The organism is Neoroseomonas eburnea (assembly GCF_018129005.1).
GTDB lineage: Bacteria > Pseudomonadota > Alphaproteobacteria > Acetobacterales > Acetobacteraceae > Neoroseomonas > Neoroseomonas eburnea.
The window spans coordinates 47,619-64,103 of the sequence record NZ_JAAEDL010000021.1; the positions used below are offsets into that span (position 1 = coordinate 47,619).

The 16,485-nt window shown below is 69.3% G+C and carries 14 protein-coding genes and 1 pseudogene; 5 read left to right on the forward strand and 10 right to left on the reverse strand.

Translation table 11 applies throughout. From position 1 onward, the window contains the following. Window positions 1-117: 117 nt before the first annotated feature. The 3 genes from GXW74_RS19250 to GXW74_RS19260 form a co-directional block, all read right to left on the reverse strand. Window positions 118-2,106, reverse strand: a complete 1,989-nt coding sequence (locus GXW74_RS19250) for a RiPP maturation radical SAM C-methyltransferase (protein WP_211848170.1) — start codon at window positions 2,104-2,106, stop codon at window positions 118-120. Then, the gene (locus GXW74_RS19255) at window positions 2,087-2,317 is read right to left on the reverse strand and encodes a hypothetical protein (RefSeq protein WP_211848171.1); all 231 of its coding nucleotides are present in this window, start codon (window positions 2,315-2,317) and stop codon (window positions 2,087-2,089) included. The genes GXW74_RS19250 and GXW74_RS19255 overlap by 20 nt, the downstream gene beginning before the upstream one ends. A 152-nt stretch (window positions 2,318-2,469) precedes the next feature. Further along, window positions 2,470-5,898 (reverse strand): adenylate/guanylate cyclase domain-containing protein, encoded by a 3,429-nt coding sequence (locus tag GXW74_RS19260; protein ID WP_211848172.1) that lies wholly within the window; start codon window positions 5,896-5,898, stop codon window positions 2,470-2,472. A 276-nt stretch (window positions 5,899-6,174) separates the two neighbouring features. Between GXW74_RS19260 and GXW74_RS19265 the strand changes: the two genes are divergently transcribed. Continuing rightward, window positions 6,175-8,124 carry a S41 family peptidase gene (locus tag GXW74_RS19265; RefSeq protein ID WP_211848173.1) on the forward strand — a complete coding sequence of 650 codons (1,950 nt, stop codon included), beginning with the start codon at window positions 6,175-6,177 and terminating at the stop codon, window positions 8,122-8,124. A gap of 184 nt (window positions 8,125-8,308) precedes the next feature. Here GXW74_RS19265 and GXW74_RS19270 read toward each other — a convergent pair whose 3' ends face one another. Next, window positions 8,309-8,653 (reverse strand): hypothetical protein, encoded by a 345-nt coding sequence (locus GXW74_RS19270; protein ID WP_211848174.1) that lies wholly within the window; start codon window positions 8,651-8,653, stop codon window positions 8,309-8,311. Between the two features lie 167 nt (window positions 8,654-8,820). Next, on the reverse strand, window positions 8,821-9,549 hold the full coding sequence (locus GXW74_RS19275; protein ID WP_211848175.1) for a Crp/Fnr family transcriptional regulator: 729 nt from the start codon (window positions 9,547-9,549) through the stop codon (window positions 8,821-8,823). Between the two features lie 672 nt (window positions 9,550-10,221). Here GXW74_RS19275 and GXW74_RS19280 point away from each other — a divergent pair. Next, window positions 10,222-10,492, forward strand: a pseudogene (locus GXW74_RS19280) (ATP-binding protein); the annotation flags it as partial. A gap of 308 nt (window positions 10,493-10,800) precedes the next feature. Here the strand turns inward: GXW74_RS19280 and GXW74_RS19285 are convergent. The 5 genes from GXW74_RS19285 to GXW74_RS19305 are packed head-to-tail and all read right to left on the reverse strand — an operon-like array spanning window position 10,801 to window position 14,969. Continuing rightward, window positions 10,801-11,259 (reverse strand): DsrE family protein, encoded by a 459-nt coding sequence (locus tag GXW74_RS19285; protein ID WP_211848177.1) that lies wholly within the window; start codon window positions 11,257-11,259, stop codon window positions 10,801-10,803. A 33-nt stretch (window positions 11,260-11,292) separates the two neighbouring features. Further along, window positions 11,293-12,078: a c-type cytochrome gene (locus GXW74_RS19290; RefSeq protein ID WP_211848178.1), complete on the reverse strand. Its 786-nt coding sequence runs from the start codon at window positions 12,076-12,078 to the stop codon at window positions 11,293-11,295. Beyond that, window positions 12,059-13,345, reverse strand: a complete 1,287-nt coding sequence (gene soxC / locus GXW74_RS19295) for a sulfite dehydrogenase (protein ID WP_211848179.1) — start codon at window positions 13,343-13,345, stop codon at window positions 12,059-12,061. Before soxC ends, GXW74_RS19290 begins: the two co-directional genes overlap by 20 nt. Window positions 13,346-13,373: 28 nt before the next feature. Beyond that, entirely contained in the window at window positions 13,374-14,660 is a 1,287-nt protein-coding gene (locus GXW74_RS19300) for an NAD(P)/FAD-dependent oxidoreductase (RefSeq protein WP_211848180.1), read from the reverse strand. A 15-nt stretch (window positions 14,661-14,675) separates the two neighbouring features. After that, entirely contained in the window at window positions 14,676-14,969 is a 294-nt protein-coding gene (locus tag GXW74_RS19305; protein WP_211848181.1) for a c-type cytochrome, read from the reverse strand. A 117-nt stretch (window positions 14,970-15,086) separates the two neighbouring features. On the opposite strand from GXW74_RS19305, the gene GXW74_RS19310 reads away from it, so the two are divergent. Genes GXW74_RS19310 through GXW74_RS19320 form a run of 3 tightly spaced genes read left to right on the forward strand, consistent with a single transcriptional unit; the run spans window position 15,087 to window position 16,353 of the window. Then, the gene (locus tag GXW74_RS19310) at window positions 15,087-15,473 is read left to right on the forward strand and encodes a c-type cytochrome (protein ID WP_211848182.1); all 387 of its coding nucleotides are present in this window, start codon (window positions 15,087-15,089) and stop codon (window positions 15,471-15,473) included. A gap of 5 nt (window positions 15,474-15,478) precedes the next feature. Next, on the forward strand, window positions 15,479-15,859 hold the full coding sequence (locus tag GXW74_RS19315) for a transcriptional regulator (protein ID WP_211848183.1): 381 nt from the start codon (window positions 15,479-15,481) through the stop codon (window positions 15,857-15,859). Further along, on the forward strand, window positions 15,856-16,353 hold the full coding sequence (locus GXW74_RS19320) for a GlcG/HbpS family heme-binding protein (protein ID WP_211848184.1): 498 nt from the start codon (window positions 15,856-15,858) through the stop codon (window positions 16,351-16,353). Before GXW74_RS19315 ends, GXW74_RS19320 begins: the two co-directional genes overlap by 4 nt. The last annotated feature ends 132 nt before the right edge of the window (window positions 16,354-16,485 follow it).

The following is a 16,485-nucleotide window of genomic DNA, read 5'->3' on the forward strand; positions in this document are numbered from 1 at the left end:
GCACTGGCTCGGCTGTGCGCCCGAAGCGATCTTTGCGGCGCATGGCGAGGCGGCGGCCGCTGCGATTCTGCGCATCCGGACGGCGATCGACGCCCATGTCAGGCCCGATGGAGGCGACTACCGCGTAAGGTCGGAGCCGAATTCCGACACCTCGGTCGCCCCGCTGCTGCATGCCGTTCCTGTGCCAGGCATCGTGCCGCCCCTGGCAAGCCTGGCGCGGTTCAGCGCGCGTCGCCGCCCAGGCCCGGTCAGGAAGAGTGCCAATGCAGCCCCGTCCTCTTCGACAAGAAAACCGCGCTGCAGCAGGGTCGCCATCGCATTCCGCACCTGGGCTGCGCCGAACTCTCCGGCAAGCCGGGCGCGAATCTCGTGCTCCGGGGTTATTCGCCAGCAGAGCCTGGCGACCGCCGCTTCGCAACCGACGAGCGTCGTCGTCTGTCGCGGCCACCCCCAGCGCTCGTCGTGCACCACCAACACCCCATTCTCGTCGCAGGCATGGAGCGCACTCTCCGCATGATGGAGGTTCCAGCTCGTCTGCTCCGTCTTCATCGGCGCCACGACTGACTCTATCCGGTCCAGCGCGTCGGAATGCATGTCGAAATGATAGGCGAGCCTGCCGACGCCTTCGTCACCGAACGGGTAGATGTAGCGGTACCCGGCACAGGGCCGGAGCGTGACGCCGAATGCGGCCGGCCGCTCGAAGTACGGACTGAACCGATCGGCCAGGGCGCGCCCCGTGTCGTTCGGCGGCTGCAGATGGCGCAGAAGCGGGATCAGGCGTGCTGTCCGCGCATAGGCGGCTTCGCTCTCGCCGGGAAAGCCGTAGAGCAGGTTCCAGGCGACCGAGATGCCGAACTCCGCAGCCATCTTCAGGGTCTGGACGTTCTGAAGCATGGTGCAGCCCTTGCGCATCAGCGTCAGGAGCTCGGTGTCCAGCGCCTCGATGCCGGGCTGGATGCGCCGCACCCCCGCCTGCGCAAGAAGCTCCATCTGGTCCGGGCGCAGATTCGCCTTCATCTGCCAGTAGATGCTCGCATCCGGGCCTTGGCTTGCGAGCAGCGGCAGAAACTCCTCGAAATAGCGAAGATCGAGGATCGCGTCCGTCGTGACGACGTCACCGCCGTGGCGCGCGACGAGGTGTGCCAGCTCATCGTAGGCGCGGCGCTGCGACTTGCTGCGATAGGCCATGGAGCGCCCGTTCAGCCCGCAGAAGGTGCAGTGATGCTTGGCGCCCCACCAGCAGCCGCGCGCCGCTTCAAAGATGACGGCCGGCACGGCGTGCGGTTCCGCTGCAGTGGCGGCCCGCTGGGCATAGAAGTCATCGAGATCGGGATAAGGCAGCGTATCGAGATCGCTGATCCGATCCGCGTCGATCCTGGGCAGGCTCGTCTGCCCCTCCGCCGAGCGGATGACCATGCCGGGCAGCCCTGCGAGATCTTCCCGCGCCAGGTGCCGGCACACCAGTTCGGGGAAGGTACGGTCGCCCTCGCCGAGGCAGACGACATCGATGAAGGGATAGCGGCGATGCAGCTCGACGCCCATCTCGCCCTGGCAGTTCGGCCCGCCCAGGACGATCAGCACATGCGGAGCGCGCTCCTTCACCCGGCGGGCGAAAGCCAGCGTCGCCATGTTCTGCTGGAACGCGGTGGACAGGCCAAGGACGGCATAGCGATCCCAGTCGATCGATGCGGCGCAATGCTCGATGAACGCCTCGGCGCCTTCGCGGGCAGCCAGGATCAGCAGCAGCCTGGCCACGTATTCGCGCTCCGGGCAGACGGCCCGGAAGACATGCGTCAGAAAGCCGAGATCCGCCGCCTCATCTGCGGCGGATGGCATCCGCGCGGCCCGTGCGAATACCCATTCCCCGACCATGCTCGTGTGGTAGGCGGTATCGGTGAGACAGGAGAACGTCTCGCTTCCGACCGACGCGACGTAGTCGAGCGAAAAGTAGCGCACGTCACAGGGAATGCCCCTCGCCGCGATGCCCGATTTCAGCAGCCCGAGTGCCAGGCTCGGGTAGCGCGCCGAGGCCAGTGGCAGCGAGGCCAGCAGGACACCGCCACGGCCCGCCGCGTGGGGCGTGTGGTCAGCCCCTGGCCTCGGCATCGAGCGTGGCTGCGGCAGCGCTCATCCGCGCTTCGAAGTTCGCCTCCGTCAGGCTGTCGAAGAAGATCACCCATTGCGGCTCGGGTCGCAGGCCCTGCCCTCTCAGCGCCGTCGCCGTATCATCGAGCAGGCTGCGCCGGAATGCCGGATCGGCCTTGGCCAGGGCGAAGAGGAGCTTGAAGGAGCCGAGCGTGATAGGTTCCAGAGGCATGGATCCAATCTCCGTCGCGAAGGCGCGGTTGCGTCGCGATGGGTCCATCCGGCCACGACCATGGACGTCGCCGGCCCACGTTTCGCGATCATCCGTTTCACAATCGCACCAGATTATATGTTGGTCAACCAATGAGTCGCGCCCTTGCCGGGCTACCGCGGCGCGTCTCCGCAGTCGCCGTGCAGGATGTCCGTATCCACGCCGATGCGAAGGCCGAGACCGACAAGAGCCGCTTCCGCCCTCTCGGCCGCCGCAGCCATGCCGCAGCCCCGGTACTCTTCGGCCGCCATGGTCAGTGCTTCTGTCGCTTCGACGCCGCGGCCCTGGCGCGCCAGCAGCCGCCCCAATCCGAACTGGCTCTCGGCGAGTTCAGGCCGCATGCCGATCGTGCGGGCCAGGCCGAGGGCTTCGCGGAATGCGGCCTCGGCTCGCTGCAACGCCGCTGCATCGCCCTCCTGCGCGGAGCCGATCTCACCGATGAGTCGGGTCGCATGGGCAGCGAGCGGACGGTAGCCATAGCGGTGCGCCAACTCCGCCGCCGCCGCGGCGTGGCGCTCCGCCTCGCCATCGGCGCCGGCCACGTGGTGGGCGAGGGCGAGCGACGCGGTGCACCAGCCTTCCAGTGCCGCAAGCTTGTGCGAGCGGGCCTGGACGATCGCTTCCTCGAGCAGAGGAATGGCCGGATCGGGGCGTCCGGAAAGGGCGTAGGCGCGGCCGAGATAGCGCGCCGCATGCGGCATCAGAAGCACAATCTCATTGGCGCGCGCGATCCGGAGGGAGTCCTCGAGTAGCGGTATCGCCGCATCGATCGCCCCGCCCATGAGGTGCGCGAGGCCGAGCGCCGCCTGGGTATAGCTTAGATCGTAGGGGCGCTTCGTAGCTTCCGCGAGATCGAGCGCCTCGCCCGCTCGCGCCAGAGCCTGCTTCCAACGCCCGAGAAAGCTCTGAACATGGGAGAGCGAGACCAGGCACATGACCGACGCCGTGCCGGTGGTCGCGGACTGGCCGCGGCGCTGGTCCTCGGTCGCCCGCTCGAGCGTGGTGGTGAGGATCTGCTCGGCTGCGGCGAAATCGCCTCGGCTCCAAAAGGCCTGGCCAAGCGCGAAGCCCGAGCTGATGAAGGAGGAGATGTCGCCCAGGCGCTCCGCGAGAGCCCTTCCCTGCCTGCCGGCCTCCACCGCCACATCGAGCCCGCCGAAGTTGGATTGGATCGTCGACCGGCTGATGACGATCTGCATGAGGCGCCGCTCGTCGCCGATCGCCCGGGCCAGCGTCTCCGCCTCGGCGAGGTGGCCAAGCACCTCCTCCAGGTCGGCGCTCGCCGCGAGAGCGACGCGCAGCCCCAGGCGGATGTCGATGCACAGCTCGGCGTTGCCGCGATCGGCAGGCAGGTGGACCGCTGCGTCAAGGGCGCGTCGGAAGAAGGTGGCGGCAGCGCGGTGCGCGGAATGCGCGTTGGCCTTCTGGCCCGCCTTGAATGCGTAGGCGGTGGCCTTGTCCCAGACCTCGCCGCGCAGCGCGTGATCGGCCAGCCGCTCCGTGAACTCGTCGATCCTCTCGGCGAAGCTCGCCTCGATGGCTGCGAGCGCCTGGCGGTGAAGAGCACGCCGATGGCGCTGGAGCATGCTGTCGTAGGCGACGGTGTGGGTCAGTGCATGCTTGAAGGTGTATTCCACGCCGGGCATGCCGCCGTGCTCGTAGAGGAACTCCTGCGCCTGCAGCTCCTGCAGGAGCCGCGCGAGCTGATCCGGCCCCATGCCGGCGATCGCGCGGAGCAGGGCAACCGGCACGTCCTTGCCGATGATCGAGGCCACCTGGAGCAGGGTCCGCGCCTCGCTCGGCAGCCCGTCGATGCGCGCCGCGATGACGCTCTGCACCGAATCCGGGATCTCCACGTCCTCGGCGCTGCGCGTCAGGCGAAAGCGCTGCGGTTCGCTGACCAGCACGCCGGTCTCGACCAGGGAGCGGGCGATCTCCTCGAGGAAGAGCGGCGTCCCGCCCGTCTGTTCGATCATGCGCTCGCGCAGGCTGCTCAGCTCCGGCGTGCCGCCGATCAGGTTCCGCAGCAGGCGATCGGAGGCGTCCCGGTCCAGCGGGCCGAGCTGCACCAGCGAAAAGTAGCTGAGCCGCGACCAGCGGTTCTCGAACTCGGGCCGATAGGTCGCGATGATCAGGACCCTCGCGCCGCCAAGACTGTCGATCACCGCATCGATCACCGACCGGCTTTCGGCATCCGCCCAGTGCATGTCCTCGATGAGCAGGATGACGGGGCGGGAGGCGGCGGCGCGCAACACGAGGGCGCGCAGGGCATCGTGGGTGACGCGGCGCCGGTGCGCGGGGTCGAGGCCAGACCATGCGGCATCCGGGATGGGCAGCGCCAGGAGCGAACGCAGCGCCGCGTGTTCAAGGGAATCGGACCGACCGAGCGCCGCCAGCGCCTCGGCGAGCTTCGCATCGATGGTCAACTGGGTATCGTCCACGCCGACGCCAAGCCAATCGGACAGCAGTTCGGCGATCAGCCTGTAGGGCGTGTGCCGGTCATGCGGCATGGCTGCCGCCGAGACCAGGGTCGCGGCCATGAAGCCGGTGTCGCGCAGGAACTCATGGGCCAGGCGGGACTTGCCCATGCCCGCCTCGCCCGAGATGGCGACGACCTGCCCACGGCCGGCCTCGAAGCGTCGCAGCGCATCCGTCAGGATCGCTGCCTCCGTGCCACGCCCGACGAAGGGCGTCAGCCGATGCGCGGACGACCGGACCTGCCAGCGTGTCTGGCCGGCCGTGCTCACCAGTTCGAACACCTCGACGGGCCGTGACGTTCCCTTCACCTCGACCGGCCCGCGCGACCGCAATTGCACGAACCCGCTGACAAGACGCGCCGTGCGAGCCGTGAGACATGCCGTGCCCGGCTGCGCCAACTGCTCCATGCGGCTCGCGAGATGGGTGGTGGGCCCGACCGCCTCGTATTCGAGCGACAGATCATGGCCCCTGGCACGCACCACCACCTCACCGGAATTGAGTCCGACGCGCAGCTCGACGGAGGCCTCCCCGAGGCGCGAGGCCGCCGCGATCATCTCCTGCGCGGCGAAGCAGGCCCGGACGGCATGATCCTCGAAGGCGAGCGGGGCACCGAACACCGCCATCATCCCGTCGCCCTGCCAGCGGTTGACCGTGCCGCCATAGCGGTGCACCGCCTCCGCCATGGCTGTGAGGCCCGGCTCCAGCCGGCGGATGGCCTGCTCGGGATCGAGGTCTTGGATCAGCGCCGTGGAATCCCGGATGTCGGCGAAGAGAACCGTCACCTGCTTCCGTTCGCCCTCCCGGGCGAAGCGCGAGTTCAGCAACGTTGCCAGGGGTGAAGGAAAGGGCCTGGCGACGGCCCCTTCGGTCTCGCCGGCCTCGTGAAGCCCCGCATTGTCGGCGCCCTCGTCGCCCGCGAGGGCGCGGCCGCAGCCGCCGCAGAACCGGGCGCCGGGGCGGCTGACGTGGCCGCACACCACGCAGCGGGTCGGCAATGGAGCGCCACAGGCGTCGCAGAAGCGATTCCCGTCGGCACTATGGCCACCGCAGCTGGCGCAGAGCATCGCCCGTTGCCTCCTTGCGAGTCCCGCCGCGGCGCTTCCGCTCCCCTCCGCGCGCGAACGCGGCAGCGCCCAGTCTATGTGGATGCATCACCCGGATAGAATGGTTTGTTTCCATTCGCCGACAAACTCGGTTGCGGATGTCAGGTTCGGCGATATATGAGTCGAAATCGAAATAATGAAGCCCCCGCCTGACTCGAGGGGCGCGGGCCGTCCGCGGACGAGACATCGTCGGAGGAGGGCAACATGCCGGCGAAGGTTGAGCTCGAGAATGCGGCATTGCTGGACGATTTCCTGGCCCGTCGGACGCCGCTTTGCCTCAACGAATGCGACACCCTGGTCAGCGAGGCGATCAAGGTGCTCGAGGGGCTCTATGTCCATCTGCCCCCGAAGCGCGCCCTCTATGCCGTCGATCCCGTGCGTCGCCTGCGGCTCCTGGCCATGCGGATCCGACGGAAGATGGAGGCGAACGGCGTGGACCGCGGTGCCTCGCTCCCCGACGACATGTGGTTCCATCGGGAACTGAGCGAGATCATGACCTCGATGCGGGACCTGCATACGATGTACGTGCTGCCCGCGCCCTTCGACCAGGCGATCGCATTTCTCCCCTTCCAGATCGAAGGCTGCATCGAGAACGGCGAACATCGGTATCTCGTCTCCAACATCATCGATGGGCTGTCCTGGTTCAGCGCTCCGCAGAGCTTCGAGCGCGGCGTCGTGGTGACACACTGGAACAACGTGCCGATCGATCGCGCCGTGGAACTGTCCGGAGAGCGCAACGCCGGAAGCAATCCCGAAGCGCGCCGGGCGCGCGGCGTGGCCCGGCTGACGATGCGCCCTCTCGCCAAGTCGCCGCCGCCCGACGATGCGCGGGTCGCCCTGCGTTACCTCGCGAGGGACGGAAGCGCCCACGAGCTGGTGGAGGAATGGCGGGTGGCCGAAGTGGAAGGGAAGGATGATCTTCCCGTCGACGGCCGGCCCATCGTCGAGGCGCTGGACTACGAAATCGATCAGGTGAGGCTTCTCCGGCGCGAGAACTTCTCGCGCCTTGCGCAGCGGTCGAGGAAGCCGGCAAGCGAGAAGACGAGCTGGCTGCGCCAGGACCGGGCCGTCTCGGACGAGGATGGCCTCACGGAAGTGGATACCATGCTTCCGGGCGTATTCCGGGCTGCGAAACTCCGGACGGAGGAAGGGCTGTACGGCTACATCCGCATCTACACGTTCCAGACAAGGGAGAAGCTCGTTGACGAGTTCATCCGGCTGCTCGGGGTCATGCCGGAGGATGGGCTCATCATCGATATCCGCGACAATCCGGGGGGCCTGGTCGCGCATGGCGAGTGCATCCTCCAGACGCTGACGCCGCGGCACATCCAGCCGGCGCCTGCCCAGTTCATCAGCACGCCGCTCACCGCGGAGTTCTGCCGCCGCTTGCCCGCCTTCGGGGAGTGGAGCGTCTCGGTCGAACGCGCGCTGGAGACCGGCGCCACCTATTCCGCAGCCTTCCCGATGACGGCGCCCGTCTTCGCCAACGCTATCGGCCAGCGCTACCAGGGCCCCGTGGTGCTCATCGTCAATGCGCTCTCCTACAGCACGTCCGATATCTTCGCCGCCGGCTTCCAGGACCACGGGATCGGCGCCGTGCTGGGCACCGACGGTTTGACCGGCGCCGGCGGCGCCCAGGTCATCACGCATTCGGAACTGCACAACCAGTTCCCCGATGCGGAGGAGGATTGGCCGCTTGGTACCCTGGTCGCCGGCCGCGGCGACATTCGCTTCGCCCTCCGGCGAACCCTGCGCGTCGGCGAGCTCAATCCCGGGATGGAGCTGGAGGACCGCGGCGTCGAACCTGACGACCGCTACACGATGAGCAGGTCGGATGTCCTGGGCCGCAATCTCGGGTTGCTCCAGAAGGCCGCCGCCATGCTCGGCAGCAAGAAGGAGGAGCGGTATTGCCTGAAGCCCGCCGGTCCCCTGAAGCGGGACGCCGGCATCATCACCGCGCCCGTGTCGGTACGTGGAATCGACCGCCTCGACGTTCTCCTCGATGGCTGGGCCAGCGCATCGCTGAAGGTCACGGGCGATACCATCCCGATCGTCGCCACCTTGCCGCCCGAGCCCTGGCCCAATCCGACGACCCTGCAATTGCGCGGCTACCGGCGATCGGACGGCAAGCTGGTCGCTGCATGGAATGAGCCGCTGCCCGACGATCTGTTCACGACCGGGACGTGACGGCGCTGCACCGCGCATCGGACATGACCAGGACGAGCATCCAGGAAGGGGCGCCCGGCCGCTGATCAGGCCGGGCGCAGGAGGTCGGCGCGGGATCCGACGCGAAGCGCGCGCCGGCAGGATCACCCGGCCCTTTCCGGCGGCCGCGCGGCATCTCGGTCGCGCGGCCGCCGCGAGGCCATCGTCACGGCGATCCGCTCTCGAACGTCACGAGAGGCCGCTCCTCCCCCCTGGGCTCGAAGCGCATCGGGGCGGAGTCGAAGGCACTCGCATGCGGGAGCACCGGCGCGCGGGTCACCTCGACGGAATAGGTGTGCGCGCTCTCGCCCCACCCCTCGGTCACCGAGACGAGCGGCGCCTTGGGGCCCGGCGCTGCCGAAAAGGCGCCGCGGGCGCGCGGGTCCTCCGGACCGACATAGATGACGTCGCCGTTCTCCCACACGGCGAAGCGGTCCTGCGCAAGGACGGGGTTGCTCAGGAGAGCCCCCGCGACGAAGGCGAAGCGGATAGCGCTGTCTCTGACGAACATCTTGGAGTCCTCCTTCCTCGCCCGACGATGAATTCGTCGAAGCGGCACGAGGACGGTGAGCCCTTCGATGACGCAATTCGGTGCGAACGCGCACAGGACGCTGCGGCCACGTGCGGAACGCGTCACCCGCTGCCGAGCGGGCCGAAGGGCCGGCCGGCCGGCCGGCATCAGAGATCGGTCTCGGCCTCCAGCTCGGCGTCCAGTGCGCGACGGAGCGCATCCGGGCGCCGGATGACGATGCCGCCGCGTTCCCGGGCGATGGTGCCTTGGCGCATCAACTCCCCGAACTCGCGCGAAACCGCCTCCCGTCGTGCGCCGATCCGCGCGGCGAGCACGTGCTGACGCGGGGGCGGGCTGATCACCCGCTCCTCTCCGGAGGTCCGGCCGTCATTCCCGGTGCGCGGGCGCGAAAGGCGCAGCAGCTCGGCATGAACGCGCAGGCGCACCGGCAGCGCCTCGCGCTCGAGCAGGCGCTTCGATTGACGCCTCAGGATCTCCGTCACGTGCCGCAGCAGATCGCGGCACGCCGCCGGCGTGCTGCAGGCCGCATCGAGAAAGGCCGCCGCCGGCAGCATGCAGAGGCTCGACTTCACGAGCGCGGTCGCGGCGGCCGTGCGTGGTGCGCCATCGATCGCCGCGATCTCGCCGAACATGCCACCGGCGGGAATGTCGGTGAGAATGAGTTCGCGCCCCGCAGGCGTTCGGACCTGGATGCGCACCGCGCCTTCCAGCACGAACCAGACGTCGCTCGAGGCATCTTCAAGGTCGAGGATCAACCCGCCGGGACCATAGCTGCGCCAGGAGGCGACCTCGGCCGCGTGTCGCAGGGAATCCTCGGAGGCCTTGCTCAGAATGGCCAGGCGGCGCAGGCGTTCGAGAGAAGCGGTCCCGACCATTGTCGCGGCCGCGGATGGCGCGACAGGCGCGCCACCATGCGTCGGCTGTGCACACATCTCCGCCACCCTCCAAGGTCTGCGCAATCCTGCGCCGCGCCCAGGCGTCGTTCAACAATAGCAACGACTTCGGCGGGGGGTCCATGCAACAGGCCATCGGAAGTTGAAGTTGCCCTGCTTCGGTCGACGGATTGCGAACCGCGATCGGTCCTTCATGGCGATGTTCGTCGCCTCGTCTTCGAGGAGCGAGCGGTGCATCAGCACCGAGTGCCGCCTGATTGGATCGTGGAAGCCCCTTACGAATTGGAACACAGCCATGCGGGCTCCGGCCATCGGCGATGCACCGCATGTCACGCGCCGGCCGCGGTTCAACAACAGTCGCGCAACCGACCCTCCGCGTACGCGTGGTCGTTGATCACGGGGCGCGTCAGCCCGAATCCTCAGGCCGACCGCGCAAGCGCCCTTCGATTCTCCTGGAAGGACCGGGCGCAGGAATCCCGGACCGGCTGGATAAGGTAGCGCCGGAAGGTACGCTCCCCCCAGTTGGACAGCCTCAGCCTAAGCTCGGTGCGTGGCGTGGCGAGTTGGACTGCCTGCTGAAGGAGAATGCGGGTCGGGCGAGCCGGGAGCGGTTGACACTGATGCGCGTGTTCGAGGCGCTGCGCGGCCCTCGCTATGGCCGACCATCTCTGTCGCGTCGATCTCGTTGTGCGACGAGGTCGGCGACCTGCCGTTCGCGCAATCGGACGGGCAGTTGCTGTTCCGCCTGGTCAGCCGGCTGTACGAGCAGACCTCGACCCCGGTGACGACTACCCTTGCCTTTGGCGAATGGCTGAGCGTGTTCGGCGACGCCAAGATGATCACAGTGCTGCTCGATCGCCTGACACATCGCTGCGACATCGTCGAAGCCGGCAACGACAGCTGGCGGTTCAAGAACGGCGCCTGATCCCCCACCGGCGGTGCCGCCGCGCCCGGGTTGCCCGGCGCTGCGCCTACGGCTCGGCGCCAGCCAACCCGCGTGTGCTCGCGCAAACGAAACGCGTCCTTTCCGCACGCCGATCGGGGGTCCCGTTTGCGTCCCGATTGCCAGGGCATCTTCGCCGCCACCCTCGAACTCGGCGCGGCAACGCTCTCGGTAGCGGCGAAGAAGCGCGGCGTGCCGAGTTATCCTGACGACCGAACCGTCTGCGCCGGGCCACCATGGCCCCACGCGCGACACCCAGCGCGCAAGGGCCGGCCCTTGTGCCCCGGGCATCAGATCTTGATGTAGGCGAAGCCGTCCCATTGCAGCCGGCCGAGCTGCCCCACGCCGCTTGGTACCAGGTCGTCCTCGCCGGCGTCGTAGAGCTCCTCGATCCGGATGTTGCTATTGCGCAGAGTGATGCGGCAGATCTCGAAGCGCACGCCGGCGAGCTTCAGCTCGTCGATCCGGGCGGCCACCTGCGGGTCGTGCTTCGCCGCGATGCGCAACAGGTTCACGCCCGGCCCGTGCATGACGACGCGGAAGTCGAACTGCCCCGGCGTGAGCACGGTGAGGTGGTTGGCGACGTTCACGAGGAACTGCCGATAGAAGGCGAACTCCTCCCCGCCCGGCTGGTTGAGATGATAGACGACCTTCTCGCGCGGGCCGCTGACCTGCGCCGCCGCGGGCGTCACCGCGCCCATGGCGGCGAGCGCAGCGATCCCGCCGCGGCGACCGACCTTCCGCTTCATGTCTCCCGTCCCCCTCCCAGTGATATCCGGCGGCTATTGCGGCTCGGCGGTTCCCGATTCCGAACCGGGCGGCACGAATTGCCGGCTGTCCATGGTGACGGTGACCGGGCGGCCCTGGCGGCAATTCGTCATGCAGGCGGCATTCGGCGTATCGGGCCGCGCCTCCAGCACGAAGCCGTCGCGGTTCGGCATCTGCACGCGCGGCAGGCTGTCGCGGTCGATCACGACCTCCTCGCCGATCAGCTCGTTGATGAACAGGACATAGGCCGTCAGCGCGTAGTACTCGTCGTTCGTCAGGCTTTGCGGCGCCGCATAGGGCATGGCGCGGCGGATGTAGTCGAAGACGCCCGGCGCGTGCTGCCAGAAGGACCCCACGGTGCGCCGCGGCTGGTCGCTGCGCAGGCTGTCGCGCCCGCCCATCAGCGCCGGCCAGCGGTCCAGCCCCTCGCCGAAATCGCCGTGGCAGGCCGCGCAATGGGTGGCGAACAGATCCTCACCCTCCTTCACCGTGCCGCGGCCTGGCGGCAGATTGTGGCCATCCCCGCGCACCGCGATGTCCCAGCCCGCGACCTCGGCTGCGGTCGCGGCGCGGCCGACGCCCGGGATCGGTGCGGGCAGCACGCCGGGCGCGATCGCCGGCGCCGGCCAGGCGACGTCCGCGCGGGTCCGTTCCCCCGGCGGCGCCTGGAACGGGCGATACAGTGCCGCGATGTCGGTTTGGGCGGGCGCGGGCTGCGGCGCCTGCTGCGCGATCGCGAAGCCCGCGAGCGCGAGCAGCGGGGCGCCGATCGCGACCGCCTTACGCATCGATCTGGACATTGACCACCGTCCCTTCGCGATCGACCAGCCAGGTGTGGATGCTGTTCTTGTGATAGATGCTCTCGGTGCCCCGCGCGCGGCGCAGCTCCGTGATGGTCGGCTGCACGCGGCCGGTCTCGTCCATCGCGCGGCTCTGCAGGTAGGCGGTCTGCCCCTCCCGCCATTCCCACGGTATGCGGAACCGCGTCAGCGCCTTGGGCAGCACCGGATCCTGCAGCGCGGCGGTGCGCCAGGTGTCGCCGCCATCGACCGAGACATCCACGCGCGTGACGCGCCCCGCGCCCGACCAGGCCAGGCCGGAGATCTCGACGAAGCCCGGCCGGCCGCGCAGCGGCTTCTCCGGGCAGGGCTGGGTGATGACCGAATTCACCTCGTTGACGAAGGTGAACTGGCGCGACAGCCCGTCCGGCATCAGGTCCGTGTAGGTGCGCGTCTCCCAGCGCGTGAACCAGGGACGATCGCCGACCTCGATGCGGCGGATCCACTTGATCCACATGTTGCCCTCGTAGCCGGGCAGCACCAGGCGCACGGGATAGCCCTGCTGCGGGCGCACAGCCTCCCCGTTCTGACCGAAGGCGACGATGGCGTCGTCGAGCGCCTTGGCCAGCGGGATCGACCGCGCGAGATGCGAGGCGTCCGAGGCCTCCGCCAACAGCCAGGAGGCGCCGCTGCGCAGCCCCGCCTGCGCGAGCAGCGCCTTGAGCGGCACGCCTGTCCATTCCGAGCAGGAGAGCATGCCGTGCGTGAACTGCACGCCCGACATCTGCGCCCCGCGCCATTCCATGCCGCCATTGGCAGGGCATTCGATGAAGTGGATCCGGCTGACCGAGGGCATCCTCTTCAGGTCCTCGAGCGTGAAGACCAGCGGGCGCTCCACCATGCCGTGGATCATCAGCCGGTAGTCGGCCGGGTCGATGTCCGGCACGCCGCCATGGTGGCGTTCGAAATGCAGGCCGGAGGGCGTGATGATGCCGTGCATCTCCGCGAGCGGCGTGAAGGAGACCGAGGAGATGCGGTCCGGCGTCAGCCAGGGCACGTAGCGACGTACCGCCGTCTCGTGCCGGCTGCGCGTGCCGTAGGTCTCCTCGATCACGCCAGGCCCGAGGCTGCGGCTCCATTCGGGCAGGTTGGGCGGCTGGTTCTCGGGATTGCCGGCGGCGAGCGCGATGGCGCCCCCGCCACCGAGGCCCGCGGCCGCGCCCGCGCCGGCCGCCGCGCGGAGCAAGCCGCGGCGCGACGGCCGTTCCGTGTGCTGTCTCGTCGTCATGTCTGCTCCATCGGACAGTCCGGCGCGGTCAGCCGAACATCTCGTTCGTGATGCTCTCGTACCAGCCGTCGGCGTAGAGCGCTTCGAGATGACGGTGCTCGCGGCGCCGCTGCGGCGACATGGTCGCGTTGCGCGGGCTGATGCCGCCCGATCCTTCCACCTCCACCAGCGACGTCGGGCCAGGGCGGTACACGCCCACGATGGAGATGCCGTAGTCCGGTCCGACATGGCTGTAGCAGGTGTTGAAGAAGGTCGCGGCCGGCGGCGCGCGGCCCGCCAGCGACGCCGCGATGCAGGCGATCGCGTGCTTGGCGTGGGAGGATGCGGCGAAGCCCGACTTCGGCATCGGCGCGGCGATGGTCGCGTCGCCGAGCACCCAGATGCCCTCGACCTGTGCGCTCTCGAAGGTGGCAGGCTTCACCGGGCACCAGCCGGACTGGTTGGCCAGTCCCGCGTCGCGCGCGATCCTCGCGGCCATCTGCGGCGGGATGACGTTGACGACGGCGCCCTTCACCTTCTCGCCGAACTCGGTTTCCACCTCCATCGTCGCGGGATGCACGCGCATCACCCGCCCGTCGCTCGAGGCGCCGCGCCATTCGACGATGCCGGGATAGAGCTCCTCCCACGCGTCCTGGAACAGCGGCTGCTTGGAGAAGCCGTTCTTGGCGTCGAGCGCGATCAGCTTGCTGCGCGGCTTGGCCTGCTTGAGGTATTCCGCAACCATGCTGATCCGCTCATAGGGGCCGGGCGGGCAGCGGAAGGGGTTGTCCGGGATCGCCATGACGAAGGTGCCGCCGTCGGGCATCTCCTGGAGTTGGCGCGCGAGCAGCGTGATCGGCTGCAGCGACGGGATCCAGCCGTGCGGCATGCGCGCGCTGGCAGCCTCGTCATAGCCCTCGATCGCGCCCCAGCGCAGGTCGATGCCGGGCGACATCACCAGACGGTCGTAAGGCACGTCGGTGCCGTCGGCGAGGCGCACGCGCCTGCCGGCGGGATCGACCGCCGTGACGCTCTGGTGCACCACGCGCACGCCGCGCGCCGCGAGGCGGTCGTAGCCGAAGGTGATGCTCTCGACGGTGCGCCGGCCAGCGAGCACGAGGTTGCCGTAGGGGCAGGTGGTGAAGGTCTGGCTGCGCTCGATCAGCGTGATGTCGAGCGCGGGGAAGCGGTCACGGGCGAACCGTGCGGCGGAAGCGCCGCCGAAGCCGCCGCCGATGATGACGACGCGGCCCGCGCCGGCTTGCGCGAAGGCGAGGCGCGGCGTGGCGAGCGCGACCGGGACGGCGGCCAGCAGGGCGCGGCGGGAGATGGTCATGACGGTGTCCTCCCCCTACTGCGCGCGGGCGTAGTGGGCGGCGAGCAGGGCGATCTGCTCGTCCGTGTAGCCGCGCGCGATCCGCCCCATCACGGTCGCCTCGCGCTGGTTGGCGCGGAAGGCCTGGAGCAGCGCGACGAACTCGGCGCGGCTGTGCGCGTCCTTGATCAGCGGAATGCCGTGCGAGCCTTGTCCGGCGACGCCATGGCAGCCCTGGCAGGCACCGGCGAGCACGGCCGGGTCGGACGTCTGCGCGAGCGCGGGAGCCACCGCAAGCAACAGAAACGGCAGGATCTGCCTGACATTCATCGACGTCATATCCTCCGCTGCCCTCTTGTCGGGAAAAATATTTTAGCGAAGACTAATGCAAACGCGCCACACCAGTCCATACCCAATCCGGTACACGCGCGAACTGGAGGAAGCCCGATGCAACTTCGCCCCGCCCTTCTCGCGCTCGCGCTGCTTACCGCGCCGGCCGTCGCCTCGGCGCAGGACGCTGCGGCGGGCCAGCGTGTCTTCAACCAGTGCCGCGCCTGCCACACGGTCGACCAGGGCGGGCGGAACGGCGTCGGGCCCAACCTGCATGGCGTCTTCGGCCGGCGCGCCGGCAGCATCGAGGGCTTCCGATACTCGGCGCCGATGCGCGCGAAGTCGGCCGAGGGACTGACCTGGAACGAGGCTACGCTGCGCGCCTACATCGCCGACCCGAAGGGCATCGTGCCGGCGGGGTCAATGGCGTTTGCGGGCCTGCGCAGCGAGCAGCAGCTCAACGACCTGATCGCCTACCTGCGCCAAGCGGCCGGCGCGCAGTAGCCGCGATGCGACGCCGCGCCCTGCTGCCGCTGCTCCTGGTCGCCCTGCGCGCGCAGGCGGCGGAGGCGGCGGCACGGCTCGTGATGTTGGAACGCCACGACTGCCCCTGGTGCCGGCGCTGGCTGCGCGAGGTGGGACAGCAGTCGTGGAACCTTTCGGACCTGGGCCGGCGCGCGCCGCTGCGGCGCGTGGACGTGGCGCAAGGCCTGCCCGAGGACCTGCGCCACCTCGTGAACTGGCGCTTCACGCCGACCTTCGTGCTGGTCGCGGACGGGCGCGAGGTCGGTCGCATCATCGGCTACCAGGCCGACCTCTTCTTCTGGCAGCAGGCCGAATCGCTGCTGGCGAGACTTCCCGAAGGACCCGAACAGGAGAGACGCCCATGAAGAGGATCATGCTCGCCGCCGCCGTCCTCGCCGCGACCGCCGTGGCGGTGCCGTCGCGCGCGCAGGACTTCACCACTTTCCGCGTCATGGCGCCGTCGCTTGCGCTCGACCTCGCGCGGGCGGCGCTGAAGGCGTGCCAGGACCGCGGCTTCCAGGTCGCCGTCGCGGTGGTGGACCGCTTCGGCGTCACGCAGGTGCTGCTGCGCGACGCGCTGGCCGGCGCGCATACGCCCGACACGGCGGCGGCCAAGGCGCGCGCGGCGGTGTCCTTCCGCACCTCGACCGAACAGCTCAACGCCCTGACCCAGGCGGGGCAGATCAACAGCGCGATCCGCCATCTGCCTGGCTATGTCTTCCTCGGCGGCGGCGTGCCGGTGGAAGCCGCCGGATCGATCGTCGGCGGCGTCGGCATCTCCGGCGCGCCGGGCGGCCCGGAGGACGACGCCTGCGCCCGCGCCGGCATCGCCGAGGTCGAGGACCGCCTGCTCATGTAGCCGCGCGGCCCGCGGCAAGGCCCCGGACCGCAAGCGCGAAGCGCGCGCAATCGCCCGTCGTCCTTGGCGCGCCCCGTGCGCGGGGGCGCCGAGGTGGCCCGATGCTGTGCCTCGGGCGGGAAGCGTGAAGCG

Excerpts from the sequence above, each read along its gene's own strand:
- GXW74_RS19250 (WP_211848170.1), bottom strand. The coding sequence starts at position 2,106 with ATGCCGAGGCCAGGGGCTGACCACACGCCCCACGCGGCGGGCCGTGGC.
- GXW74_RS19255 (WP_211848171.1), bottom strand. The coding sequence starts at position 2,317 with ATGCCTCTGGAACCTATCACGCTCGGCTCCTTCAAGCTCCTCTTCGCC.
- GXW74_RS19260 (WP_211848172.1), bottom strand. The coding sequence starts at position 5,898 with ATGCTCTGCGCCAGCTGCGGTGGCCATAGTGCCGACGGGAATCGCTTC.
- GXW74_RS19270 (WP_211848174.1), bottom strand. The coding sequence starts at position 8,653 with ATGTTCGTCAGAGACAGCGCTATCCGCTTCGCCTTCGTCGCGGGGGCT.
- GXW74_RS19275 (WP_211848175.1), bottom strand. The coding sequence starts at position 9,549 with ATGGTCGGGACCGCTTCTCTCGAACGCCTGCGCCGCCTGGCCATTCTG.
- GXW74_RS19285 (WP_211848177.1), bottom strand. The coding sequence starts at position 11,259 with ATGAAGCGGAAGGTCGGTCGCCGCGGCGGGATCGCTGCGCTCGCCGCC.
- GXW74_RS19290 (WP_211848178.1), bottom strand. The coding sequence starts at position 12,078 with ATGTCCAGATCGATGCGTAAGGCGGTCGCGATCGGCGCCCCGCTGCTC.
- soxC (WP_211848179.1), bottom strand. The coding sequence starts at position 13,345 with ATGACGACGAGACAGCACACGGAACGGCCGTCGCGCCGCGGCTTGCTC.
- GXW74_RS19300 (WP_211848180.1), bottom strand. The coding sequence starts at position 14,660 with ATGACCATCTCCCGCCGCGCCCTGCTGGCCGCCGTCCCGGTCGCGCTC.
- GXW74_RS19305 (WP_211848181.1), bottom strand. The coding sequence starts at position 14,969 with ATGAATGTCAGGCAGATCCTGCCGTTTCTGTTGCTTGCGGTGGCTCCC.
- GXW74_RS19310 (WP_211848182.1), top strand. The coding sequence starts at position 15,087 with ATGCAACTTCGCCCCGCCCTTCTCGCGCTCGCGCTGCTTACCGCGCCG.
- GXW74_RS19315 (WP_211848183.1), top strand. The coding sequence starts at position 15,479 with ATGCGACGCCGCGCCCTGCTGCCGCTGCTCCTGGTCGCCCTGCGCGCG.
- GXW74_RS19320 (WP_211848184.1), top strand. The coding sequence starts at position 15,856 with ATGAAGAGGATCATGCTCGCCGCCGCCGTCCTCGCCGCGACCGCCGTG.